We start from the raw sequence: 24342 nt of genomic DNA, 5'->3' as shown, positions 1-24342 counted from the left end.
GTGAGCAACGCGGTGGACATCCGTACGCTGGACCCCGTGTCCGAACCACTGACGCCGGTGAGCCGCCAAGAGCGCAAACAGCGCACGCGTCAGGCGTTGCTGGACACCGCGCTGGACCTGCTGGCCGACCGCCCCTTCGCGACGCTGTCCCTGCGCGAGGTCGCGAAAGGAGCCGGGATCGTCCCGACGGCCTTCTACCGGCACTTCGCCTCGATGGAGGAACTCGGCGTCGCGCTCGTCGAAGAAGCGACGCGGACGCTGCGCGGCATGATGCGCTCGGCGCGCACCGACCCGGACACCTACCAGGGCATGATCAGCGCGTCGGTGGCCACGGTCCACCAATTCGTCCGGGCGAACGAGGACCATTTCCGGTTCCTCACCCGCGAGCGCTACGGCGGCGGCCCGCTCGCCCGCGCCATCGCCGTCGAGCTGCGGATGTTCTCCGGCGACCTGGCGATCGACCTCGCCCGGTTCGCGCCGCTGCGCGCGTGGAGCACCGAAGACCTGCACATGCTGGCCGACTTGATCGTTTCCGTGATGATCACGACCACGGTCGAGCTGCTGGAAGCCCGCCCAGGTGAAGACCCGAAAATCACCCGAACGGCGGAAAAGCGGCTGCGGCTGATCCTGCTCGGCATCCCGCACTGGAAAACCACCTGAACGTTTCCCGCCCGGCACTCGTATTTCCCGGCACACCCGTCAGACTTGCGACTCACGTCACTGGGGACTGTCGGTCCGGCGTGGTACAACCCTCGGATCGTGCCTCGCCGATGAGGAGGTCGTGTGACGGACAGCGAACAGAGTCAGCAGCTCACCGTGGGTGTGGTGGCCGAATCACGCCCCGGGGAGCGCCGGGTCGCCATGGTGCCCAAGCTGGTCGGGCGGCTCGCGCAGCGCGGGCTGCGCGTGCTGGTCGAGCCGGGCGCCGGCGCCGGGGCGTACCTGAGTGACGACGCGTACACCCAAGCGGGCGCCGAACTCGGCGACGCGTGGGGCGCGCAGGTCGTCGTGAAGGTCAACCCGCCTTCGCCGGAGGAAGTCGCGAAGCTGAGCCGGGGCGCCGTGCTCGTCGGCTTCCTCGACCCGCGCGGCAACCCGGAAGGACTCGCGAAGCTCGAAGAAGCGGGCCTGAAGGCGTTCGCGATGGAGGCCATCCCGCGGATCTCCCGCGCGCAGGCGATGGACGCGCTGTCGTCGCAGGCCAGCATCGGCGGCTACCGCGCCGTGCTGCTCGCGGCGCAGAAGCTCCCGCGCTTCTTCCCGATGCTCACCACCGCGGCCGGCACCGTGCCGCCCGCGAAGGTGCTGGTGCTCGGCGCCGGTGTCGCCGGGCTGCAGGCGCTGGCCACGGCGAAGCGGCTCGGCGCGCAGACCACCGGCTACGACGTCCGGCCGGAGGTAGCCGAGCAGGTCAAGTCGCTCGGCGCGCAGTTCCTCGACCTCGGCATCGAAGCGGTCGGTGAAGGCGGGTACGCCCGCGAGCTGACCCCGGAGGAGCGCGAGGAACAGCAGCGGCGGCTCACCGAGGCCATCACGAAGTTCGACGTCGTGATCACGACGGCGCTGGTGCCCGGCCGCAAGGCGCCGACCCTGGTCACCGCGGACGCCGTCAAGGGCATGCCCGCCGGCTCGGTCGTGGTCGACCTCGCGGGCGAGACCGGCGGCAACTGCGAGCTGACCAAGCCGGGCGAGGACGTCGTGGAGCACGACGTCACCATCTCCTCCCCGCTGAACCTGCCCGCCGAAATGCCTTCGCACGCCAGCGAGCTCTACGCCCGCAACGTCGTCGAGCTGCTGGAGCTGCTCGTGACCAAGGAAGGCGCGCTGGAGCTGAACTTCGAAGACGAGATCGTCGCCGGTGCCTGCGTGGCCGGGCGCGAAGGGAGCGCCTCGTGAGTCCTCTGGTGCAGAACCTGGCGGTGCTCGTGCTCGCCGGGTTCGTCGGCTTCGCCGTCATCTCCAAGGTGCCCAACACGCTGCACACCCCGCTGATGTCCGGCACCAACGCCATCCACGGCATCGTGCTGCTGGGCGGGCTGGTCGTGCTCGGCCTCGGCGTCGACGGCGTCTTCAACAAGATCCTGCTGGTGATCGCGATCGCCTTCGGCACGATCAACGTCGTCGGCGGGTTCCTGGTCACCGACCGGATGCTGTCGATGTTCAAGGGCAAGAAGCCCGCGCCGGCCGATGAGGAGGAGACGAAGTGACCGACTTCATCGCGATCCTCTACATCATCGCGTTCGCCCTCTTCATCTACGGCCTGATGGGCCTCACCGGCCCGCGCACCGCCGTCCGCGGCAACTGGATCGCCGCGGTCGGCATGGGCATCGCCGTCATCGCCACCCTGCTCACCCCGGGCATGGGCAACTGGCTGCTGATCATCCTCGGCGTCGCGATCGGCGTGCTCGTCGGCGTCCCGTCGGCGCGCCAGGTCAAGATGACCGCGATGCCGCAGATGGTGGCGCTGTTCAACGGCGTCGGCGGCGGCGCGGTCGCGCTCATCGCATGGGTCGAGTTCCGCTCCACCCACGGCTACGCGCACGAGCCGGTGTACATCGCGATCGCGTCGCTGTTCGCCGCGATCATCGGGTCGATCTCGTTCTGGGGCTCGAACGTCGCGTTCGGCAAGCTCCAGGAGCTGATCAGCGGCCGCCCGATCACGCTCGGGAAGCTGCAGCAGCCGGTCAACGCGCTGCTCCTGCTGATCGCGCTGGTCTGCGCCGTGCTCATCGTCACCGGCGGCGACAACGGCTGGCTGATGATCGGGCTGCTCGTCGCGGCGGGCATCCTCGGCCTCACCGTCGTGCTGCCGATCGGCGGCGCGGACATGCCGGTCGTCATCTCGCTGCTCAACGCGTTCACCGGCCTCTCGGCCGCGGCGATGGGCCTGGCGCTGGACAACACGGCGCTGATCGTCGCGGGCATGATCGTCGGCGCGTCCGGTTCGATCCTGACCAACCTGATGGCCAAGGCGATGAACCGGTCCATCCCGGCGATCGTCGCGGGCGGCTTCGGCGGCGGCCCGGCGGTCGCCTCCGGCGAGGCGAAGGAAGCGCGGCCGGTGCGCTCGACGAGCGCGGCCGACACGGCGATCCAGATGGCCTACGCCAGCAAGGTCGTCGTCGTGCCGGGCTACGGCATGGCCGTGGCGCAGGCCCAGCACACCGTCCGCGAGATGGCGAAGCTGCTGGAGAAGAAGGGAATCCAGGTCGCCTACGCCATCCACCCGGTGGCGGGCCGGATGCCCGGGCACATGAACGTGCTGCTCGCCGAGGCCGACGTGCCGTACGAGCAGCTCAAGGAGATGGACGAGATCAACTCCGAGTTCGCCCAGACCGACGTCGCGCTGGTGATCGGCGCGAACGACGTCACGAACCCGGCGGCGCAGACCGACCCGAGCTCGCCGATCTACGGGATGCCGATCCTCAAGGTCAACGAGAGCCGGTCCGTGATCGTCTTGAAACGCGGCATGAGCTCCGGCTTCGCCGGCATCGACAACGACCTGTTCTACGATCCGAAGACCAGCATGCTCTTCGGGGACGCCAAGTCGTCGGTGGGCGAGATCGTGGAGGAACTCAAGGCGCTATGACGACCGGGTCGGATGTGCGTGCCGCGTTCACCGACCCCGCCGAGAACCTCGCGTTCGACGAAGCGCTCCTCCGGGTTGCGCCCGAGTCACCCGTCCTGTGGCTCTGGCGCAACCCAGTTTGCGTCGTGGTCGGCCGAGGCCAGCGCATCGCCCGTGAAGTCCGCATCGAAGAGTGCGCCCGCGACGGCGTCCCGGTGCTGCGCCGGGCCAGCGGCGGCGGCACGGTGTTCCACGACCCCGGCAACCTGAACGTGACCCTGGTGCTGCCCGGGCCCACCGACCGGCCGCTGGAGACACTCGGCCAGGTCATGAGCGCGGCCGTCGACCAGCTCGGGCTGGTACCGCGGATCGGCGACCGCGGGCTGTTCGTCGGCGACGCGAAGTTGTGCGGGTTCGCCGTGTTCCGCACCAAGGGCGTGCTGCTGGCCCACTCGACGCTGCTGGTCGAGACGTCGGCGTCGCTGGTCGGCCGCTACCTGACGAGCGCACCGCCCGACCCGCGGCCGCTCGACTCGCACCGCAGCCCGGTGGCGTCCCTGGCCGAGCACGGCCTGCGGCCCGGCTTCCCGGCGGTGGAGGCGGCGGTGCGGGCGGCGGCGTCGCACCTGCTCGGCACGCTGGTGCCGCGCCCGCCTACCGCCGCCGAACTCGCCCGGCAGCGGTCGTTGCTGCACACGCGCTACCACTACCCGTCGTGGCACGCGGACGGCGCCCAGCGCGCGGCCTGAGCTGTCTACTGTGGACTCACTCCGCGGCCGAAAACGTGACCGACGGCACTTTCCGCGTCGACGCGCGCGTGGTCTTCTTCGGCTCCGCGGCCTTGCGGGCGCGCGTCGTCTTCGCGGGCTCGGCCTTCGCGCTCGTCGCCTTGGTCGTCTTGGCGGTCGCGGCGCGCGGCTTCGCCGTCTTCGCGGTGGCTTTCGCGCGGGGCTTCTTCGCGCCCGGCACCAACCGGGGGCGGCGCTTGCGGCCACCGGTGCGGCGCCCGGCGTCGGCGTACCGCCGCAGCAGCTCCCGCAGCGCGTCGGCGTTGGCGAAGGTGAGGTCGATGTCGTAGTCGATGCCGTCCAGCGCGAACGCGACGGTCTCCGCGGCGGGTTCGCCGGTCAGATCGTCCAGCAACCGCACAGCCGTGTTCCTGGCCACGACAGACCTCCCGAGCTCGGATCCCCGCGACGAGGATAGCCGCTGGCTTGCGCTATCCCGCGTGGTGGTGTGCGCTGAAGCCATGTCTGGACAGACTTTTGACGTAGTGGTGATCGGCGGCGGTCCGGTGGGGGAGGTGGCCGCCGAACGAGCGGCCCGCGGAGGCCTGAAGGTCGCCCTCGTCGAGCACGAACGCTTCGGCGGCGAGTGCTCCTACTGGGCCTGCGTGCCGAGCAAGGCGTTGCTGCGACCGGGAAATCTCCTCGCGGCGGCGAAGCGCGTGCCCGGCGTCCCGATCGGCGACCGGATCGACCCGGCCGCGGTGTTCGCCCGCCGTGACTGGTTCACCGGCAAGGGCGACGACACGGGACAGGTCGACTGGGCGCGCGGCGTCGGCATCGAGCCGGTCCGCGGGCACGGCGAGATCACCGGTGAGCGGGAGGTGACCGTCGACGGCGACCGCGTGCTGACCGCCCGCCACGCGGTGATCGTCTGCACCGGCAGCGTGCCGAGCAGGCCGTCGATCCCGGGACTGGACACGATCCGGACATGGGGCTCGCGCGAGGCGACGTCGGCGTCGTCGGTGCCGGCGCGGCTCGGCGTCCTGGGCGGCGGCGTGGTCGGCGTCGAGATGGCGCAGGCGTGGGCCCGGCTCGGTTCGGAGGTCCACCTGGTGATCACCGGCGAGCGCCCGCTGCCGCGCAACGCGGTGTTCGCCGGGGACCTGGTGCTGCACGGGCTGCGCGAAGAGGGCGTGTACGTGCACACGATGTCGGGCGTCACCGGGGTGTCCGACACCGGGAACGGGATCGAGCTGGTGCTCAAGGACGGCGAACGGCTGGTCGTCGACGAGTTCCTGGTGGCGACCGGGCGCCGTCCGGCGACGGCCGGGCTCGGCCTGGAGAACATCGGCCTGGAGGCAGGCCGGGCGCTGGAGGTCGAGGACACGGGTCGCGTGTCCGCAGTGGACGGTGGCTGGCTGTTCGCGGCGGGTGACGTCACGGGCCGCGCGCCGCTGACCCACCAGGGCAAGTACGCGGCCCGCGCGGCGGGCGACACGGTGGCGGCACTGGCGGCGGGCGAACAGGTGACGGCGACGCCGTGGAGCCGGTTCACCGCGACGGCCGACCACCACGCGATCCCGCAGGTGGTGTTCACCGACCCGGAGGTGGCGGCGGTCGGCCTGGCGGACGCCCGGCCGGGCTCGGCCGACCGGGTCGTCGACATCGACATCGCGGTGGCGGGCTCGTCGTTGCACGCCGACGGTTACACGGGCAAGGCCAGGATCGTGGTCGACACGGAGCGGAACGTGCTGCTCGGCGTGACGTTCGTCGGCCAGGACGTCTCGGAGCTGGTGCATTCCGCGACGGTGGCGATCGTCGGCGAGGTCCCGCTCGACCGGCTGTGGCACGCGGTGCCGTCGTTCCCGACGATCAGCGAGGTGTGGCTGCGGCTGCTCGAGGCCTACGGGCTGTGAGTCACTGAGCGGGCAGGTCGAGTGCGGCTTTCGCGGCCCTGGCGAGGCCGGGATCGTCCGGAGTGGACGGTCCCGGCGCCCAGACGGCCTGCACGAGCCGCACGGAGGTGCCGTCCAGTTTGGAGGCGTAGGCGGCGTTCTCGAACCGGGGCGGGGTAGTGGCGCCCCACTTGCCGGTCTCGGTGGCGAGATCGAGGATGCCGCCCCCACCGGGGGTATCGGCAACGGCTTTGAAGGCGGCGGCCTGAGCGGCATCGGGGAAGGCGACGATGCCGACGGTGACGGCCCCGGGGCGCCCATCGATGGTGGCGGCGTAGCTCGCCCGGCGGACCCCGGAGCAGCTGGTTTGCTGCAGGCTGGCTTGGGCGTCGCCGAAGGCGTGGGAAGCGCATCGTTGGTCGGCGTCGGCGGCGCGGAGGGCGAACTGGAGGCTCTGCGCCGGCGCGGCTGTTGTGGTCGTGGGCTGGGCTGTCGTCGGGGGTGGGGGCGTGGGGGTTGCTGCGGTGTCGTCGCTGCTGGTGGCCACGGCTACGGCCGCGACGGCCAGGGCGACCAGGAGGGCGATCGCTCCCAGGGGGAGCCAGCGGACGGTTCTCGATGCCCGGGGCTTCGCCGGTTCGCGGGGTGCTGGGGCGGGCTCGGGCTCGGGTTCGGCCGGGGGTGGCTGCGTGAGGGGTGGGGCGGTGGGGAGGCGGAGGTTTTCGGTCCGTTTGGTGTCCGCGGCTGCGGGCTCGGGGTCACTCGGCTGGGTGGACCTCGGGGGCTCGGTGCCGGGAAAGAGCGGCAACACGTTTCCGACGCGGACCGGCTCGGCCTCGAGCACCTCGGTGGGCTCGGATTCCTCGAGCGGACTCGGCGTCTCGTCGACGGGCTCGGGCTCGGTCTCCGCAGCGGTGGGCCCCGCGTGGGCTACCGCGGCGGCGGGCTCCGCGTCGGTTTCGGCCGCGGTGGAGAGGTCCGGCTCCACATCGGACTCGACAGGCCGCGCCTCGGCGGCCTGCTCGGCCGGGACCGGAGTCTCGGTCCGCCAGTCAGCCGCAGCCGTCGCAGGTGGACTCGCCGCCGCGGAACCGGTCTTTGGGCCCTCCGCCACCGGGGGCACCGCGGATGTCGCCGCCATCGGGGGTTCTGTCTTCGAAATCCTCACCTGGGCCGGGACCGGCGGCACCGCGTCCCAAAGGGACTCCGGTGGCGCGTCGTCCGTGAAGCGGCTGAAACCCTCGCCCAGCAACACCTCGTCCGACAGCTCCGGTGCCTCCGGTGCCAGCCCCCGGATCAACGCCCGGACCTGGTCCACCGACCGGGGGCGGTGGGCCGTCGCCAGGGAAACCGTCGCCGCCAGCATCGTTGTCGGTGTCGGGTGCAGCACCCGGACCGGGCCCGCCAAGTCTCCCGCCGGCTGGTCGACCGTCTCCACGTACGGGCCCACCGCGATGATCGTCCCCACCGGGGCCGTTCCCGGCACCAGCGACGCGATCCGCTGTTCGCACGCCTGGGAAATGTCCAGTGCCTCGGTGGCCGGGTTGATCGCGTCGTCGTCGGCGACCAGGGGCCAGCCGTCCGCCTTCCACTCCGCTCCGAGCGGGGCCTCCAGCCTCAGCGCCGGGTCCGGCAGGTCGACGCCGATCACGATGATCACCCCATGGGGGAGCAGGACCACCGCCTCGATCGGGCGCTCGGTCACCGATCCCACGCCGACCAGCGCGATCCCGCCGATGACGGTGCTGCCGCGGCCCAGGGACGCCAGTGCCGCCCGGACGTCGTCGGCCACCCGGGACTGCTGCCGCTCCAGCCGCACCAGTCGCACCGAAACCCCTCCCTGCTCGTCGTTCCGGGTCATCACGCTAGCGCGCCCGGCCCAAGGATCCGTGCGACACGGGGACGACGCGGCCGCGCGCCCTCCGAAAGTGTGCGGCGGGTGACTTGTGGTGTTCATGTGGCCAAACAGCACGGTTGGGGTGCAGAATGTGCTACAACGCATCGGAGGCGGCATTCGGGAGCCGCGCTGAGGCCCGCGCTGCAGCTCGGAGTAGGGCGTAGGGGAAGACGTCCCTCGTCGAGCAAGCGGAGGTAGCAGTGAGCACCCGTGGCAGCACCCGAGGTGTGGTGTACGTCCACTCGTCGCCGTCTGCGGTGTGTCCGCACGTCGAGTGGGCCATTTCGGGCACCCTGGGTGCCCGCGTTGACCTGAAGTGGACGGCGCAGCCGGCCAGCCCGGGTCAGCTTCGCGCCGAATGCGGCTGGCGCGCGCCCGCGGGCACCGGCGCCAAACTGGCGTCCGCGCTCAAGGCGTGGCCGATGATTCGGTTCGAGGTGACCGAAGAGCCCAGCGCGGGCGTCGACGGCGAGCGGTTCTGCTTCGCGCCCGGCCTCGGCCTGTGGCACGGACGGACCAGCGCCAACGGCGACATCGTGGTGGGCGAAGACCAGCTGCGCGCCCTCGTCGCCATGACCCGCGGGGGTGAGTCCCTCGCGCACAAGCTCGACGAACTCCTCGCCGCGAGCTGGGACGAAGCCCTCGAGCCCTACCGCCACGCCGGCGACGGCGCGCCGGTGACCTGGCTCCACCAGGTGGGCTGACCGACCGATCCGACGGCCCGTCCGCGCGAAGCGGGCGGGCCATCGGCCTGCGACCGGCGGGCAGCGCCTCACCAACGCGCGCCCGGCCCGCCGGGTGATCCGCTCTCGCCGGACGGGCATAGCCGCTCGGGCCGCGGTTTCCAGCCGCGCCGAGCGGGCGGCACCTCGCGGACCCCGCCCGCGCGCCGCTGCGGGGTGATCCGCTCTCGCTGGACGGGCATAGCCGCTCGGGCCGCGGTTTCCAGCCGCGCCGGGCGGGCGGCGGTGCCTCACCACCGCGCGCACCCGGTCGGCCCGGCAGCCGCTGCCGGGCGGCCGTGGGTTCCGGCCGCGCCGAGCCCGCCCGCGCCGATCGGCCGACCAGGCGCGGGCCACCGCCCCACACGGCCCGCCGCACCGCGTACGCCAAGTACTCCAGGGCACCCCGCCGACCCGTCCGCACCAGGTCGGGAACCCACCGCGAGCCGGGCCGGTACGCTCTGCGGCGTGACCACCTCCGCCCCCAGCTCCCGCCAGCGCTGGCTGGTGCCCGTCGTGGTCGTCGTGCTTTCCGTGACCGTGGGCGGCGGCCTGCTCGCGCGCGAGCTCTACCGGCGTCCCGACCAGCCCGCCGACGACACCTCCGTCTCGGTGCCCGCGACCTCCTCGGCCAGCAGCGGCGAGCCCGCCACCGGGGACAACGCCGTCGGGATGACGCCCGACGCGGCGAACCACCCGCAGCACGAGACCGTGCAGCAGGTCCTCGAGACCTACTTCCGGGCCATCAACACCCAGAACTACCAGCTGTGGACCACCGTCGTCAGCGCGGAACGCGTGTCGCAGCAGCCCCTCGCCGCCTGGAAGAGCGGGGTTCGCTCCACAAAAGACAGTGAAGCCCTCGTCTACCGCATCGAACGCGGCTCCGGCTCGTCGCTGCGAGTGCTCGTCGCCTTCAAGAGCGAGCAGAACCCCGAAGACGCCCCGGACTTCTTCCCCGAGCCCTGCATCAAGTGGCGGCTCGTGATGCCGATGATCGTCGAAAAATCGGCCTTGAAGATCGACGCCGTCGAGAGCGGCGTCACCCCCGAACACCAGAAGTGCTGAAAAAGGGGCCCGGCCGAAGCCGGGCCCCTCCTTCACGTACCTCAGGCCGCGTGCGTGAACAGCAGGGCCGTGTTGTGCCCGCCGAACCCGAACGAGTTGCTGATCGCCGCCGTCAGGTCGGTCTTGCGCGGCTCGCCCGACACCACGTCCAGCTGGACCCGCGGGTCCAGGTCGGTCAGGTTCCGGGTGGCCGGCACGATGCCGTGGTAGAGCGACAGGATCGTGATGATCCCCTCGACCGCGCCGGCGCCGCCGACGAGGTGGCCGAGCGAACCCTTCGGCGCCGTCACGACCGGGTGCTCGCCGATCGCGTTGCGGATCGCCGCCGCCTCGCCGATGTCACCGACCACAGTGGACGTCGCGTGCGCGTTCACGTGCCCGATGTCCGCCGCGGTCACGCCGGCCATCTTCATCGCCGCGCGCATCGCGGCGATCTGGCCGACGCCCTCCGGGTGGTTGCCCGTGATGTGGTAGGCGTCGGAGGTGATGCCGTGCCCGGCGAGCGTCGCGTAGACGCGCGCCCCGCGGGCCCGCGCCAGGTCCGCGCGCTCCAGGATGACCACGCCGGCGCCCTCGCCGAGGACGAAGCCGTCGCGGCTCGCGTCGAACGGCCGCGACGCGCTCGCCGGGTCGTCGTTGCGCGTGGACACCGTGCGGGCCTGGGCGAACCCGGCCAGCGTGATCGGGTGGATGCACGCCTCGGCGCCCCCCGCGATCACGACGTCCGCGCGCCCGGAGCGGATCATCTCCACCCCGCTCGCGATGCCCTCGGCACCCGAGGCGCAGGCCGAGGCCGGGGAGTGCACCCCGGCCCGCGCCTTCAGGTCGATGCCCACGTGCGCGGCCGGGCCGTTCGGCATCAGCATCGGCACGGTCAGCGGCGACACCTTGCGGAGACCCTGCTGGTGCAACAGGTCGTTCTGGGTGAGGAGGGTGACCGGGCCGCCGATGCCGGTGCCGATCGACACGCCGAGGCGGTCGGGGTCGACGTCGGTGTGCTCGTCGGTCGGCTCGCGGTAGCCGGCGTCGGCCCACGCCTGGCGGGCGGCGATCAGCGCGACCTGCTCGCAGCGGTCCATCCGGCGGGCCTGGACCCGCGGCAGGACCTCGGTCGGCTCGACGGCCAGCTGACCGCCGATCTTGACCGGCAGCTGCAGCTCCTCGACCCAGTCGGCCTCGATCGCGCGGACCCCGCTCGCCCCGGCCAGCAGACCGTCCCAGGTGGACTGCACGTCCCCGCCGAGCGGTGTGGTGGCGCCGAGACCGGTGATCACGACGTCGATGTTGCTCATGGGAGTCTCCTCAAGGAGGGAAGAGGACTTACTTCGAGTTGGCCGACACGTAGTTCACCGCGTCGCCCACGGTCTTCAGGTTGGCGAGCTCGTCGTCCGGGATCTTGACGCCGAACTTGTCCTCGGCCTGCACGGCGATCTCGACCATCGACAGCGAGTCGATGTCCAGGTCGTCCACGAACGACTTCTCGGCGGTGACGTCGTCCTGAGCCACACCGGCCACCTCTTCGACGATCTCGGCGAGGCCGGCGAGGATCTCAGCGTTGTCAGCCATGGGGGTGTTCCCTTCTCGGTTTTCTGGGGGTCTTGATGCCCGTGGGCGAATGCCCGCGGGGAGCGTAACGGTGGTCAGGGGGAGACGAACGCCTGCCCGGCGTAGGACAGGCCCGCGCCGAACCCGACCGCCAGCACCACGTCGCCGGAGCGGACCGTCCCGGCCTTGCGCATGTGGTCCAGCGCGAGCGGGATGGACGCCGACGAGGTGTTGCCGGAGTACTTGATGTCGTCGGCGACGACCATGTCGTCCCGGGCGCCGTTGGCCCGCAGCTTCTTCGCGATCGCCTCGACGATGCGCAGGTTGGCCTGGTGCGGGATCAGCACGTCCACATCGGACGGCTTCAGCCCGGCGGCCTCCAGCGCGCTCAGCGCGATCGGCGCGATCTGGGTCGTCGCCCACCGGAAGACCGACTGGCCCTCCTGGTAGATGAACTTCTCGTCGCGCATGTAGATCAGGTCGACCAGGTCGCCCGCGCTGCCCCACGACACCGGGCCGATCTCCGGCTCGTCGGACGCGCCGACCACCGCGGCGCCCGCGCCGTCGGCGAAGATGATCGCGTTGGCGCGGTCGGTCGGGTCGATCGAGTCGGTCAGCTTCTCCGCGCCGATCACCAGGACCTTCTTGGCCGAGCCCGCGCGGATCAGGTCGGAGGCGACGCCGAGGCCGTAGCAGAACCCGGCGCACGCGGCGTTGAGGTCGAACGCGCCGGGGTTCGGGATGCCGATCCGGGCCGCCACCTGCGCGGCGGCGTTCGGGATGAGCGTGCGCATCGTGCAGTTCGGCAGGATCACCGTGTCCACTTCGGACGGGTCGACCCCGGCGTCGGCCAGCGCGGCCTTGCCCGCGGCGACGGCGAAGTCGGTGAGCTCTTCGTCCTTCTCGGCGAACCGGCGCTCGATGATCCCGACGCGCGTCCGGATCCACTCGTCGTTGGTGTCCATGACCTTCGAGAGGTCGTCGTTGGTGACGACCTTCTCCGGCTGGAAGCTGCCGATGCCCAGCACGCGGCTGCCGCGGGAGCCGGTGTGCAGGCTCAGGGCGGGTCGGTCGGTCACGAGGCGTCCTCCTGGCGCAGCGCGGCCAGCTCGGCCGGCGTCTTCAGCGCGGTGGTAGTGGTGACGACGCCCTTGAGCTGCCGCTTGACCAGGCCGGTCAGGGTGCCCGCGGGCGCGAGTTCGACGGTGCGGGTGACGCCGAGGGAGACCAGGCCGTCCATCGTCAGGTCCCAGCGGACCGACCGGGTGACCTGCGAAACCAGCCGCCGCAGGTACTCGGCCCCGCTGGTGACGACGGCGCCGTCCGCGTTCGACAGCAGCGGGCGGGTCGGGTCGGCCGGGCTCAGCTCGGCGGCGTGGGCGCGCAACGCCTCTTCGGCGGGCGCCATGTACCGCGTGTGGAACGCGCCGGCGACCTTGAGGGCGCGGATCTTCGTGCCTTCGAGGGGTTCGGCGACGATCTTCTCGATGGCGTCGGCGGCGCCGGAGGCGACGATCTGCCCCGCTCCGTTGCGGTTCGCCGCGGTCAGGCCCTGGTCCTCGAGCCACGCGACGACCTGCTCGGGGTCACCGAGCATGACCGCGGCCATCGACGTCGGTTCCAGCGCGCACGCCTTCGCCATCTCGGCACCGCGGACGGCGGCGAGGGCGACGGCGTCTTCGGGCTTGAGCACCCCGGCGATCGCGGCGGCGGCGAGCTCGCCGACCGAGTGCCCGGCGACCGGCGCGTCGGCCGGGACCGGCGCGGTGGCCTGGAGGTGCTCGAAGGTGAGCAGCGACAGCGCGACGATCAGCGGCTGCGCGACCGCGGTGTCCTGGATCTCGTCGGCGTCCGCTTCGGTGCCGAGGCGGAGCAGGTCGAGCCCGGCGCGCTCGGACCACTGCGCGACGCGCTCGCGCGCGCCGTCGAGGTCGAGCCAGGGCGTGAACATACCGGGGGCCTGGGCCCCCTGACCGGGAGCGAGGACTGCTGCTGTCACCCTTCAAGACAACACGGGAAGAGGTGTTTCCCGGGATGCCGACGCTCACAGTGTCTGCGCGGCGTCTTTGTCGGAACCCTCCAAAGACGCGCCGGAGAAGGTCGCGCGTAACCCGGAAGCCTTGTCGGGTTCAATCACCTTTCGCTGTTAAGTCCATCACGTGACGGGGCTCTCGGCGGGGGTGAGCAGGACGATCGGGAGCACGCGGTCGGTCTTCGCCGCGTACTCCTCGTAGAGGGGGAAGAGGGCGGTCATCATCGGCCACAGGCGCTCGCGTTCGGCCGGGGAGGCGACGCGGGCGCGGGCGGTGAACCGGCGGGTGCCGTCCTGCACCCCGACGCCGGGGTCTGCCCGGAGGTTCTTGAACCAGTCCGGGTCCTCGTCGGCGCCGCCTTTGGACGCGACGACGACGTGGTCGTCGCCCGAGGTGCCGTAGATCAGGCAGGTGCGCCGCGGCACGCCGCTGCGGCGGCCGGTGGTGGCGAGGACGAGGGTGCGCAGGCCGGCCGAGTCGGGCCGGTCCGTGCCGCCCGAGGCCAGGTAGGTCCGGGTCTGCTCGGCGACCCAGTCCCACGAGGAGTCGGTGGCGCGGTCGAGGTCATCGGCGACGGCCATGGTGGCGATCCTTTCCGGTGCGGCGGGCGGCCTCCGCGGCCGCTGGTGCCACGGGGACGGAGCCGCCCCGCCGTTCTCGACACGATCTCCGGAAGTTTTTCGCGGAAGTGTCACCAGAGGCCGCGGGCCCTGGCCAGCCGGCCCACGGTCAGCGCGATCCGCAGCACCAGCGCGTCGCGCGGGTCGGTCGGCTGGCAGCCGGTCAGCTCCGCGGCCTTCCGCAGCCGGTAGCGGACGGTGTTCGGGTGCACGAACAGCGTCTTCGCGCACGTCTCGAGCACGCCGCCGCTCTCCAGGTACGCCTCCACCGTGCGCTGCAACGTCGGCCCGGCCTCCTCCAGCGGCCGCGCGATCGCGTCCACCAGCAGCCGCTCGGCCTCCGCGTCGCCCGACAGCGCGCGCTCGGGCAGCAGGTCCGCCGACCGGACCGGGCGGGGCGCGCCCGGCCAGCCGACCACCGCGCGCAGGCCCGAGAGCGCCTCCGTCGCGCTGTGGTGCGCCTCCGCCAGCGTCGGCACCGTCGGCCCGGCCACCACCGGGCCCTCGGCGAACGCCACCGACATCCGGCTGAGGATCTCCCGCTCCTTCACCCCGCCCTCGGTCGGCCCGCCCACCACGACCACCAGCCGGGAGCCCTGGACCGACAGCAGCACCGGGCGGCCGACGCGGGCGGCGCGGCTGCGGACCTCGAAGACCACCGCCGGCGGGTCGTCCGACGGCGGGTTGCCGACCAGCACGGTCGCCGCCGCCGACGGGTCCCAGCCCAGCGCCGTCGCCCGCGACAGCACCGACTCCTCGGCGTCGCCGCGGACGATGCCGTCGACGACCAGCGCTTCCAGCCGGGCGTCCCACGCGCCGCGCGCCTCCGCCGCCGCCGCGTAGGAGTTCGCCGCCGCGAACGCGATTTCCCGGCCGTAGCGCAGGATCCCTTCGATCAGCGCCGCCCGCTCGGCTTCGTTCGCGGCGAACGCCGGCAGCTGCTCCTCGAACACCTCGATGGCCAGCCGCACCATCCCGACGGCCTGGCGGAGGCTGACCCAGCGGGACAGCTCGGCCGGCGCGTCGCGGAACGCCTCGGTGGTGAGCTTCAGCGCTTCCTTGGAGTCCCGCAGCCAGCCGACGAAGCCCGCGGCCCCGGCCTGGGTGATCAGCAGCACGCTCGCGCGCTGGTCGGCGGGCAGCCGGGCGAACCACGGCAGCCGCCGCTCCATCACCGCGATGCTCGCGCTCGCCAGGTCGCCGGACGCGTGCTCCAGCCGCCGGAGTGTCTTCGCGGACAGTCCGTGGTGCTTGGGCACCCGGCGCGGGGCGGTCGTTCCATCCATGGCGCAGGCGATCCTACGTGCCCGCAACTTTCGTAGCCCCCGGCGGCAACGCGGGACGGTATGCCGCGCGTGTACCCACTGCCTAGGATCGCGGCAAGGGGGCACACGAAGAATGGGGGAAACCGGAATGACCGGTTTGGAGATCGACGCGATCTCGAAACGCTACGGCGACGTGGTCGCGCTGCGGGAAATGACGTTCGACGTCCGGCCGGGCGAATTGTTCGGGTTCGTCGGCAGCAACGGCGCCGGCAAGACCACCACCATGCGGATCGCGCTCGGCGTGCTTTCCGCCGACGCCGGCCAGGTGCGCTACGACGGCGAGCCGGTGACGCACGAAACGCGGCGCCACATCGGCTACATGCCCGAAGAACGCGGCCTCTACCCGAAGATGAAGGTGGCCGAGCAGCTGACCTACCTGGCCCGGCTGCACGGCATGTCCGCGGCCGACGCGCGGTCGTCGGCGGAAAAGTGGACCGAGCGGCTCGGCGTCGCCGCCCGGCGCGACGACGAGGTGCAGAAGCTGTCGCTGGGCAACCAGCAGCGCGTCCAGCTGGCCGCGGCGCTGGTGCACGAGCCGCGGATCCTGGTGCTCGACGAGCCGTTCTCCGGCCTCGACCCGGTCGCGGTCGACGTGATGAGCCAGGTGCTCGTGGAGAAGGCCGCCGAGGGCGTGCCGGTCGTGTTCTCCAGCCACCAGCTCGACCTGGTGGAGCGGCTCTGCGACCGCGTCGGGATCGTCCGGAGTGGACAGATGGTGGCCGTCGGCACGGTCGGCGAGCTGCGCGCGGGCGGCTCCGTGCGGCTGCGGGTCGACGCGCCCGAGGCCGACGGCGGCTGGGCCGACGGGCTGCCGGGGGTTAAGGTGCTCGGCCGCAGCGGCCCGGTCACCGAGCTGGAGCTGGGCGACGGCGCCGACGACCAGGCCGTGCTCAAAGCCGCGCTGGCGACCGGCCCGGTGCGCGAGTTCGCGCGCGAGCAGCCGTCACTGACCGAACTGTTCCGCACCGTCGTCACGACCGAGGAGGTCCCCGCATGAGCACCCCGGTCCCGGACGTCCGGATGAGCCCGCTTTCCGCGGTGGGGCTGGTCGCCTCCCGCGAGATCACCACTCGCGTGAAGTCGAAGGCGTTCCGCGTCGCCACGGTCGTCATGCTGCTGCTCATCGTGGTCGGCATCCTGCTGGTCAAGCTGATCGCCGGGGGCGGCGGCGCCGACGCGAAGGTCGGGTTCACCGCCGCGACCGCCGGGTTCTCGGCGCCGTTGCAGGCGGCCGGGAAGACCCTCGACGAGAACATCGAGACCACCCAGGTCGCCGACGAGACCGCCGGGCGCGCGAAGCTGGCCGACGGCTCGCTCGACGCCCTGCTCACCGGCGACGGCAAGAGTGTGCACGTCCAGGTGAAGAAGGACCTCGACGGCAAGCTCGCGAACGTCCTGCAGGTGCTGTCCCAGCAGGTGGCCGTCACCCAGCAGATCACCGCGCTGGGCGGCGACCCGGCCCGGTTCGAGGCCGCGGTCGCGGCGGCGAAGTTCGTCGAAGACCCGCCGCTGGAGCAGCCCTACGACTACAACGGCCAGCAGCTGGTGCTCGGCATCGTCGCGGGCATCCTGATCTACCTGTCGCTGATGATCAACGGCCAGACCGTCGCGCAGGGCGTCGTCGAGGAGAAGACGTCGCGGGTGGTCGAGCTGCTGCTGTCGACGATCAAGCCGTGGCAGCTGATGACCGGGAAGGTGCTCGGCATCGGCGTGGTCGGGCTGATCCAGATGCTGGTGATCGGCGTCGGCGGGGTCGCCGCCGGGCTGGCCACCGGCGTGCTCACCATTTCCGTTTCGGCGGCCGTGGGCACGGTCGTCTGGCTGGTCGTGTGGTACCTGCTGGGGTTCTTCATGTACTCGATCGTGTTCGCCGCGCTGGGGGCGCTGGTTTCGCGCCAGGAGGACGTCGGCGGCGCGACGATGCCCGCGTTGATGTTGGTGATCGCCGGGTACGTGATCGGCATTTCCGTGCTGCCGTCGGATCCGGGCAACACGTTCGTCGAAGTGCTTTCCGTGATCCCGGTGTTCTCGCCGACGCTGATGCCGATGCGGCTGGCGATGGGCGGTGTGCCCGTTTGGGAAGCCGTGGTGTCGGTGGGGCTGGTGGTGCTGATGATTCCGGGGTTGATCTGGCTGGCCGCGCGGATCTACCGGAATGCGGTGATGCGCACCGGCGCGAAGGTGAAACTCCGCGACGCCCTGCGCGCCGCCTGACGTTCGCGTTCCGTTCACCGGCCCCCGGGTGCACCGGGGGCCGGTGCTTTGCCCGTTCCGCCGGAAATGCTCGAGGCCGCCCGGCGCTCGCGGTTTTCGCTGCGCCGGACGGCCTCGTCTCCCCGGTCCCCACCGGTGAAACCAGTATGGCCGCGAGTGATCTTCGCGCGCCAGTCGTCTCACTCGATCGTGGGGCGCACGAGTTGCCGACGCTGGGTACTTGATCGACGATCCGGTGCAAATCCGTGGAGGGAGTCGGTATGGGCCAGCAACTGAAGGACGGGCTCGGGCAAGCGTGGAACATGGTGGCCACGTTCGTCCCGAAACTCGTCGCATTCTTGATCATCCTGCTGATCGGGTGGCTGATCGCGAAAGCGATCGCGAAAGGCTTGTCACTCGTGCTCGGGAAAGCCGGTTTCGGGAAACTCGTCGAGAAGACCGGGCTGAGCGGGAAGGTCGGCCAGCAGAACATCGACGCGACGGGCATTCTCGTCAAATTGGTCTACTACTTCGTGCTGCTGATCGCGCTGCAGCTGGCGTTCGGGGTGTTCGGGCCGACGAACCCGGTGAGCCAGCTGCTCAACGACATCATCGCGTTCCTGCCGCGGATCGTGGTGGCGCTGGTGCTGGTCGTGGTGGCGGCGGCGATCGCGAAGGTGGTGCGTGACATGGTGGCGTCGGCGTTGTCCGGCCGGGGCGCGGCTCGTCCGCTGTCGCTGGCGGCGTACTGGTTGATCATGGCGTTCGGCATCATCGCGGCGCTGGGTCAGGTGAACATCGCGACGGCGATCACGGGCCCGGTGCTGATCGCGGTGCTGGCGACGATCGGCGGCGTGATCGTGGTCGGCTTCGGCGGCGGCCTGATCAAGCCGGCGCAGGACCGCTGGCGCGGCTGGATGGCGAACATGGAGCACCAGCTGGAGACGCCGAAGCAGCGGACGGGCGAGATGGGCACGAGCGAGCGCCCGCGCACCCCGGTCGGCGCCGACAACACCCCGACCCCGCCGGCGGGCACCCCGCGCCCGCAGCTCTGAGGAAAGGCGAGCGGGGCGGGCCCGGCGGACGAGGAAGCCGCCGGACCCGCCCCGTTCGCATGTCGTGAATGAGTCATTCAGGACCTCCGAGGACTTGAATGACTCATTCAGGACGCGGGCGGCGGTGCGGGGGAGGGCGCCGGGCGTGCGGTCGGGGACAGGAGCCGCCGCGCTCAGGGCGCGGCCCCGGCCGGGCACGATCCGCGCGAAGCCGCCGGACCCGCCCCGGTCCCGTCCGAAGCGCCCCAAGGCGGCCTTGGTTGCGTCTCACGCACCGAAGGCCGCCTTGGGTGCGTCTGACGCACCGAAGGCCACATTGAGGTTTTCTCAGTAGTGGGTGCGCGTGCCTTGAGATGTGGGCGTGGGGCCCCTGGTAGGACTGGATTTGCGAAGATCAAGTCCGAGGTTCCAGAGGCCCCACGTGATCGATTATGGTGCCACGCTCGATGTGGCGCGCGAGCTGGTCTGGTTCGTCTCCGATGTGTTGCGCACCGAACGCCGGCGTCGTGGCACACGCCGGGGCCGGCGGGCCCTGACCCCGTACCGGCAGGCGGTGCTGGTGCTGCGCTGGTTCCGCGACGCCACCCCAATCCACCGCCTCGCCACCGACCACCGCATCAGCGTGGCTACCGCCTACCGCTACCTGCACGAAGCGATCACCGCCCTGGCCGCCCACGCCCCGGACCTGCACCAGGTCCTGCACGAACGCCGCGCCACCGGAGACACCCACGTCATCCTCGACGGCACCCTGATCCCCTGTGACCGGGTCGCGGCGACCACCATCAAAACCAAAGGCCGCAACCGCGGCGCCACCGTGCACCTGTGGTACTCCGGCAAGCACCGCGCCTTCGGCGGCAACATCCAGTTCCTGGCCACCCCCGACGGATTCCCGCTCTGGGTCTCGGCGGTGCTGCCCGGCTCCCGCAACGACCTCTCCGCCGCCCGCGACCTGGACATCGTCGGCGCCCTGACCGCCGCCGCGGCCCAGGGCCTGCCGACCCTGGCCGACAAGGCCTACCACTCAGCCGGTACCGGCATCCACACCCCGATCAAGAAAGCCGCAGGTCAACCACCTTTAGGCCCTCGTCAGCGGGTCTACAACCTGCTGCAATCACGAGCACGAGCCCTCGGCGAACGCGCCATCGCCATCCTCAAAACCCGCTGGCGGGCACTCCACCACATCAGCCTCTGCCCCCACCGCATCGGCCACATCGTCCAAGCAGCACTCGTCCTCACCCACCACGAACACCACGGACGCTACTGAGAAAACCTCATTGGGGCGCTCGGGCCCGTCGCCGCCGGTGTTCCGCCGCTCACAGTGCATGGGGAATTCGTGCCCTCCGGAGCATGTTGGGAGGGTCAGGACGAAAGGGGGCCTGCGGTGGAATTCCTGCTGCACCACGGCATCACGGTCTTCGGCCAGTGGATCTCGATCGCGGAGCTGGCCGGGCAGGTGTTCGCGCTCGCCGTCGTGTTCCTCGCGCAACGGCGCACCCTCTGGACCTGGCCCGTGCAAGTCGGGGCCACCGTCTTGCTCTTCGCCGTCTACGTCTCCGCGCACCTCGGCGGGCTCGCCGCCCGGCAGGTCGCCATCCTCGCCATCTCCGTCTACGGCTGGTGGGCCTGGACCCGCCGCCAGGACCCCGTCTTCGGTGTCGTCGTCCGGCAGGGACGCCTCGCCGAACGGCTCGCCATGCTCGGTGCCTTCCTCATCGGCACCACCGTGATGGCCCTGGTCCTCGACGCGCTCCACGCCTCGTGGGCGCCCTGGCCGGACGCCGCCATCTTCGTCGGCACCCTCGTCGCCTTCGGGGCGCAGGGCGCCGGGCTCGTCGAGTTCTGGCTCGTCTGGCTGGTCGTCGACGCGATCGGCGTGCCGCTGCAGATCTCCTCCGGGCTCTACTTCTCGGCCGCGATCTACCTCGTCTTCGCCGGGCTCGTCGTGCACGGCTGGTGGAGCTGGAACCGCTCCGCCCGCCGCGTCGCCGCCCGCGCGGTCACGGCAGCATCCAGCTGAGCACCGCCGTGCTCTGACCCCACACGATCAGGCACATCACCAGCAGCAGCCCGATGCTCCAGGGCAGCACCTTCCGCAGCAGCTTGCCCTCCTCGCCCGGCAGGTTCGCCGCGACGCAGGCGATCGTGAGGTTCTGCGGGGACACCATCTTGCCGAGGACGCCGCCCGAGCTGTTGGCCGCGGCCAGCAGGTCGGCGGGCAGCCCCGTCTTGGTCGCCGCCGTCACCTGCAGCGCGCCGAACAACGCGTTCGCCGACGTGTCCGACCCCGAGACCGCGACGCCGAACCAGCCCAGCACCGGGGACAGGAACGCCAGCCCCGCGCCCGCCGCGGCGATGAACGTGCCGATCGTGCTCGTCTGGCCGGACAGGTTCATCACGTAGGCCAGCGCGAGCACGCCGGTGACGGTGAGGATCGCGAACCGCAGCTCCTTCACCGTGGCCAGCCACTCCTGCACCGCGCCGCTCGCCGACACGGCCAGCACCGCCGCCGTGATGACGCCCGCCAGCAGCACGAGCGTGCCGCCGGTGTTGAGGAACGGCAGCGAGAACGTGTTGCCCGAGACCGGCTTCCCGTTCGGCCCGGCGACGTTCAGCCCCGGCCAGTGGAACTTCCAGGTCGCCTTGTCCAGCAGCTTCTTCACCGGCGGCAGCACCGCGATCGAGAAGATCACGATGATCAGCAGGTACGGCAGGTAGGCCTTGACGACGTCGGGGCGCGAGTCCTCCGGCGGCGCCTCCGCGGTCGCCGTCCCGCCGGTGCCGATCCGGACCGCCTCGGGCACCGGACGGCGCGTCTGCGGCAGGGCGACCAGCGCGGCCGCCCCGGCGAGCGCGGCGCCGATGTCGGCCAGCTGCGGCGCGACGAAGTTGGACGCGAGGAACTGCACGAGCCCGAACGCGACCCCGCAGACCAGCGCGGGCAGCCAGGTGTCCTTGAACCCGCGCTTGCCGTCGACGATGACGACCAGCAGCAGCGGCACGACCAGCGCCAGCAGCGGCGTCTGGCGGCCGACGATCGAGGAGACCTGCTCCAGCGGCAGCCCGGTCACCTGGGCCAGCGTGACGACCGGCGTGCCCATCGCGCCGAAGGCCACCGGCGCGGTGTTCGCGACCAGCGCGACGACGGCGGCCTTCACCGGGTGGAACCCGACGGCCACCAGCATCACGGCGCTGATCGCGACCGGCGCCCCGAACCCGGCAAGCGCTTCCATCAAGGCCCCGAAACAGAACGCGATGATCAGCGCCTGGATGCGCGGGTCGTCGGAGATCCGGCCGAACGAGCGGCGCAGGACGTCGAAGTGGCCGGTCCGCACGGTGAGCCGGTAGACCCACAGCGCGTTGACGACGATCCACATGATCGGCCACAGCCCGAACGCGGCGCCCGACAGCGCGCCGGAAACGGCCTGGATTACGGGCATCCCGAACGCGGCGATCCCGACGACGAGCGCGACCAGCAGCCCGAGCAGGGCGGCGTGGTGCGCCCGCATCCGGACGACGCCGAGGAGCACGAGGACGGTGGCCAGGGGCAGCACGGCGACCAGCGCCGACAGGCCCAGCGAACCGAGGGGAGTCACGTCTTGGACGAACACGGCCTGCACGAACACGGGCGACCTCCGTTTTCCACGATGCGAAAACGGCCTTTCGGCGGGTGCCCGAGATCTTCGTCACAAACCAGGCGGTCCGTCAAGAAGTTGAGTCCGGTTGGCCCAACGCGTCAGCGCTTCACGGCCTCGGCAGGACCGCCAGCGCGGTCGAGGCGATCGCCCGGATCTTCATCGGAGGCCAGGTCGCCCGCGCGCTGGGCGCCGTCGGCTGCGAGCTGCGACGGCTTCGTCGTGTGCCGCGCATTCGACGGTGCTCTTCGCGAGCAGGCAGCCCCGGCGGGCCCGGTCGGCGGCGACCGACTCCGCGATTCCGTGCACGTGGTCGTGAAGCCGCCGGTAGGCGGGTCGCGGAGATCGGCGGCGGCGTGACGGCCGTCCGGGCGGACTCGGCGAACCTGGCCGACCTGGACGCGCTCTACCGCGCGGTGGGGGAGCGGGGCCGCGGCCTGAACGTCGTGGTCGCCAACTCCGGCAGCGGCTCCTTCGCCTCGCTCGGCGAAATCACCGAGGAGCAGTTCGACACGACGTTCGGCACGAACGTGCTGCACGCGACGCGGGTCAGCCCGGCCTTCAGCGTCCACTCGGCGACGAAGGCGGCCGTGCGCAACTTCGCCCGCAGCTGGCCTTTCGACCTGAAGGGGACCGGGACGCGGGTCAACGTCCTGAGCCCGGGACCGACGCTCACCCCCGGCGAAGGGCAGGAGGCCCTGGTCGACGGCCTGGTGGCGGAGGTTCCGCTGGGCCGCATGGGCGACCCGGCCGAGATCGCGGCCGCCGCGCTGTTCCTGGCGTCGGCGGAGGCCAGCTTCGTCAACGGCGTCGAGTTCTTCGTCGACGGCGGCCAGGCGCAGATCTAACGCAGGGTGGCGTGGCTCGGCGTCAGGTCCTTCAGCGTCCGGACGCCGAGCAGCTGCATGGTGCGGACCATCTCCGTGCGGAGGATGTCGACGCAGCGCTGCACGCCGCGCTCGCCGCCGGCCATCAGGCCGTACAGGAACGCGCGGCCCACCAGCACCGCGTTCGCGCCGCGGGCGATCGCCGCCACGATGTCGCCGCCGGAGAGGATGCCCGTGTCGATCCAGACCTCCGCGCCGCCCTGGATCTCGTCCAGCACCGCCGGCAGCAGCTCCAGCGGGGTCGGCGCGCGGTCGAGCTGGCGGCCGCCGTGGTTGGACAGCAGCACCGCGTCCGCGCCGTGCTTCACGACGTCGCGCGCGTCCTCGACGTTCTGCACGCCCTTAACCACGAGCTTGCCCGGCCAGGTGCGGCGCACCCAGTCGAGGTCGTCGTAGTTCAGCGTCGGGTCGAACAGCTGGTTCAGCAGCTCGGCCACGGTGCCGTCGAAGTGGCTGAGCGAGGCGAAGTTCAGCGGCTCGGTGGTGAGCAGGTTGAACCACCACGCCGGGTGCAGCGCGCCGTCGAGGAACGTCTTGAGCGTCAACGCCGGCGGGATGGTCAGGCCGTTGCGGACGTCGCGCAGCCGCGCGCCGCCGACCGGCGTGTCCACGGTCAGCATGAGCGTGTCGTAGCCGTGCTCCCACGCCCGATTCATCAGATCTTCACCGGCGCCGTGGTCGCGCCAGACGTAGAGCTGGAACCACTTCCGGGCCGCCGGCGCCGCGGCGGCGAGGTCCTCGATCGACGTCGTCGCCATCGTGGACAGGCCCATCGGGATGCCGTTGCGCTGGGCCACCCGGCCGACGGCGGCCTCGCCCTCGTGGTTCATCATCCGCGTGAACCCGGTCGGCGCGAAGGCGAACGGCAGGGCCGAGGTCTTGCCGAGGATCTCCCGCGTCGTGTCCACATCGGACACCCCGCGCAGCACGTGCGGGTGGAACTCGATCCGCCGGTACGCCTGGCGGGCGCGGCGCAGGCTGTCCTCGAGCTCGGCCGCGCCGTCGGTGTAGTCGAAGGCCGCCCGCGGGGTGCGCTTGCGCGCGATCATCCGCAGGTCGGCGATGGTGTGCGCGTTCGCCAGCCGCCGCTCGGTGGGGTTGAGCACGATGGGCTTCGGCCGCAGGATCTGCTTCAGCTCCTCCGGCTTGGGCAACCGGCGCTTCGTCACCTTCATCA

Annotated in this window: 24 protein-coding genes; 14 read left to right on the top strand and 10 right to left on the bottom strand. The window is 71.6% G+C overall.

Annotation, left to right across the window (positions count from 1 at the left end; translation table 11 throughout):
• The 5 genes from QP939_RS00240 to QP939_RS00220 all read left to right on the top strand — a co-directional run bounded on the left by QP939_RS00240 (position 1) and on the right by QP939_RS00220 (position 4317).
• A complete protein-coding gene (locus QP939_RS00240) occupies positions 1-660 on the top strand; it encodes a TetR family transcriptional regulator (protein WP_285454403.1) in 660 nt (219 codons plus the stop codon).
• Between the two features lie 123 nt (positions 661-783).
• Entirely contained in the window at positions 784-1896 is a 1113-nt protein-coding gene (locus tag QP939_RS00235; protein ID WP_285454402.1) for a Re/Si-specific NAD(P)(+) transhydrogenase subunit alpha, read from the top strand.
• A 5-nt stretch (positions 1897-1901) separates the two neighbouring features.
• Complete coding sequence (locus QP939_RS00230) at positions 1902-2207, top strand: NAD(P) transhydrogenase subunit alpha part 2 (protein WP_043776145.1); 306 nt, start codon at positions 1902-1904, stop codon at positions 2205-2207.
• Entirely contained in the window at positions 2204-3589 is a 1386-nt protein-coding gene (locus QP939_RS00225) for an NAD(P)(+) transhydrogenase (Re/Si-specific) subunit beta (RefSeq protein ID WP_285454401.1), read from the top strand. Before QP939_RS00230 ends, QP939_RS00225 begins: the two co-directional genes overlap by 4 nt.
• Positions 3586-4317, top strand: a complete 732-nt coding sequence (locus QP939_RS00220; RefSeq protein WP_285454400.1) for a lipoate--protein ligase family protein — start codon at positions 3586-3588, stop codon at positions 4315-4317. Before QP939_RS00225 ends, QP939_RS00220 begins: the two co-directional genes overlap by 4 nt.
• 16 nt (positions 4318-4333) lie before the next feature.
• Here QP939_RS00220 and QP939_RS00215 read toward each other — a convergent pair whose 3' ends face one another.
• The gene (locus QP939_RS00215) at positions 4334-4735 is read right to left on the bottom strand and encodes an Lsr2 dimerization domain-containing protein (RefSeq protein WP_285454399.1); all 402 of its coding nucleotides are present in this window, start codon (positions 4733-4735) and stop codon (positions 4334-4336) included.
• Positions 4736-4817: 82 nt separating this feature from the next.
• On the opposite strand from QP939_RS00215, the gene QP939_RS00210 reads away from it, so the two are divergent.
• Positions 4818-6212, top strand: a complete 1395-nt coding sequence (locus tag QP939_RS00210; protein WP_285454398.1) for a dihydrolipoyl dehydrogenase family protein — start codon at positions 4818-4820, stop codon at positions 6210-6212.
• A 1-nt stretch (position 6213) separates the two neighbouring features.
• On the opposite strand, the gene QP939_RS00205 is transcribed toward QP939_RS00210, so the two are convergent.
• Entirely contained in the window at positions 6214-8019 is a 1806-nt protein-coding gene (locus QP939_RS00205) for a hypothetical protein (RefSeq protein ID WP_285454397.1), read from the bottom strand.
• Positions 8020-8288: 269 nt separating this feature from the next.
• On the opposite strand from QP939_RS00205, the gene QP939_RS00200 reads away from it, so the two are divergent.
• Both QP939_RS00200 and QP939_RS00195 read left to right on the top strand, forming a co-directional pair.
• Positions 8289-8792 carry a DUF3145 domain-containing protein gene (locus QP939_RS00200; RefSeq protein WP_285454396.1) on the top strand — a complete coding sequence of 168 codons (504 nt, stop codon included), beginning with the start codon at positions 8289-8291 and terminating at the stop codon, positions 8790-8792.
• A 486-nt stretch (positions 8793-9278) separates the two neighbouring features.
• A complete protein-coding gene (locus QP939_RS00195) occupies positions 9279-9875 on the top strand; it encodes a hypothetical protein (RefSeq protein WP_285454395.1) in 597 nt (198 codons plus the stop codon).
• A gap of 41 nt (positions 9876-9916) precedes the next feature.
• Here the strand turns inward: QP939_RS00195 and QP939_RS00190 are convergent, their stop codons facing one another.
• The 6 genes from QP939_RS00190 to QP939_RS00165 all read right to left on the bottom strand — a co-directional run bounded on the left by QP939_RS00190 (position 9917) and on the right by QP939_RS00165 (position 15359).
• Positions 9917-11167: a beta-ketoacyl-[acyl-carrier-protein] synthase family protein gene (locus QP939_RS00190; RefSeq protein ID WP_285454394.1), complete on the bottom strand. Its 1251-nt coding sequence runs from the start codon at positions 11165-11167 to the stop codon at positions 9917-9919.
• 28 nt (positions 11168-11195) lie between these two features.
• Complete coding sequence (locus QP939_RS00185; protein WP_004559006.1) at positions 11196-11441, bottom strand: acyl carrier protein; 246 nt, start codon at positions 11439-11441, stop codon at positions 11196-11198.
• A 74-nt stretch (positions 11442-11515) separates the two neighbouring features.
• On the bottom strand, positions 11516-12499 hold the full coding sequence (locus tag QP939_RS00180; RefSeq protein ID WP_285454392.1) for a beta-ketoacyl-ACP synthase III: 984 nt from the start codon (positions 12497-12499) through the stop codon (positions 11516-11518).
• The gene (locus tag QP939_RS00175; protein WP_285454391.1) at positions 12496-13419 is read right to left on the bottom strand and encodes an ACP S-malonyltransferase; all 924 of its coding nucleotides are present in this window, start codon (positions 13417-13419) and stop codon (positions 12496-12498) included. The genes QP939_RS00180 and QP939_RS00175 overlap by 4 nt, the downstream gene beginning before the upstream one ends.
• 156 nt (positions 13420-13575) lie before the next feature.
• The gene (locus tag QP939_RS00170) at positions 13576-14034 is read right to left on the bottom strand and encodes a nitroreductase family deazaflavin-dependent oxidoreductase (RefSeq protein WP_285454390.1); all 459 of its coding nucleotides are present in this window, start codon (positions 14032-14034) and stop codon (positions 13576-13578) included.
• A 110-nt stretch (positions 14035-14144) separates the two neighbouring features.
• Entirely contained in the window at positions 14145-15359 is a 1215-nt protein-coding gene (locus QP939_RS00165) for a PucR family transcriptional regulator (RefSeq protein WP_285454389.1), read from the bottom strand.
• Positions 15360-15486: 127 nt separating this feature from the next.
• Between QP939_RS00165 and QP939_RS00160 the strand changes: the two genes are divergently transcribed.
• The 5 genes from QP939_RS00160 to QP939_RS00140 all read left to right on the top strand — a co-directional run bounded on the left by QP939_RS00160 (position 15487) and on the right by QP939_RS00140 (position 20663).
• The gene (locus QP939_RS00160) at positions 15487-16395 is read left to right on the top strand and encodes an ABC transporter ATP-binding protein (RefSeq protein WP_285454388.1); all 909 of its coding nucleotides are present in this window, start codon (positions 15487-15489) and stop codon (positions 16393-16395) included.
• Positions 16392-17612 carry an ABC transporter permease gene (locus tag QP939_RS00155; RefSeq protein ID WP_285454387.1) on the top strand — a complete coding sequence of 407 codons (1221 nt, stop codon included), beginning with the start codon at positions 16392-16394 and terminating at the stop codon, positions 17610-17612. The genes QP939_RS00160 and QP939_RS00155 overlap by 4 nt, the downstream gene beginning before the upstream one ends.
• 260 nt (positions 17613-17872) lie before the next feature.
• A complete protein-coding gene (locus QP939_RS00150; RefSeq protein WP_285454386.1) occupies positions 17873-18646 on the top strand; it encodes a mechanosensitive ion channel family protein in 774 nt (257 codons plus the stop codon).
• A gap of 421 nt (positions 18647-19067) precedes the next feature.
• The gene (locus tag QP939_RS00145; RefSeq protein ID WP_285454385.1) at positions 19068-19910 is read left to right on the top strand and encodes a transposase family protein; all 843 of its coding nucleotides are present in this window, start codon (positions 19068-19070) and stop codon (positions 19908-19910) included.
• Positions 19911-20027: 117 nt separating this feature from the next.
• Complete coding sequence (locus tag QP939_RS00140; RefSeq protein ID WP_285454384.1) at positions 20028-20663, top strand: nicotinamide mononucleotide transporter family protein; 636 nt, start codon at positions 20028-20030, stop codon at positions 20661-20663.
• Here the strand turns inward: QP939_RS00140 and QP939_RS00135 are convergent.
• Positions 20644-22254: an L-lactate permease gene (locus QP939_RS00135; protein ID WP_285459592.1), complete on the bottom strand. Its 1611-nt coding sequence runs from the start codon at positions 22252-22254 to the stop codon at positions 20644-20646. The two genes, QP939_RS00140 and QP939_RS00135, sit on opposite strands and share 20 nt — an antisense overlap.
• A gap of 380 nt (positions 22255-22634) precedes the next feature.
• On the opposite strand from QP939_RS00135, the gene QP939_RS00130 reads away from it, so the two are divergent.
• Positions 22635-23126, top strand: a complete 492-nt coding sequence (locus QP939_RS00130) for an SDR family oxidoreductase (protein ID WP_285454383.1) — start codon at positions 22635-22637, stop codon at positions 23124-23126.
• Here QP939_RS00130 and QP939_RS00125 read toward each other — a convergent pair.
• The gene (locus QP939_RS00125) at positions 23123-24334 is read right to left on the bottom strand and encodes an alpha-hydroxy acid oxidase (protein ID WP_285459590.1); all 1212 of its coding nucleotides are present in this window, start codon (positions 24332-24334) and stop codon (positions 23123-23125) included. The two genes, QP939_RS00130 and QP939_RS00125, sit on opposite strands and share 4 nt — an antisense overlap.
• Positions 24335-24342 lie beyond the last annotated feature (8 nt).

It is taken from the genome of Amycolatopsis nalaikhensis, from assembly GCF_030264295.1.
GTDB classification, from domain to species: domain Bacteria; phylum Actinomycetota; class Actinomycetes; order Mycobacteriales; family Pseudonocardiaceae; genus Amycolatopsis; species Amycolatopsis nalaikhensis.
This window is presented reverse-complemented; position numbering and strand designations above follow the sequence as displayed.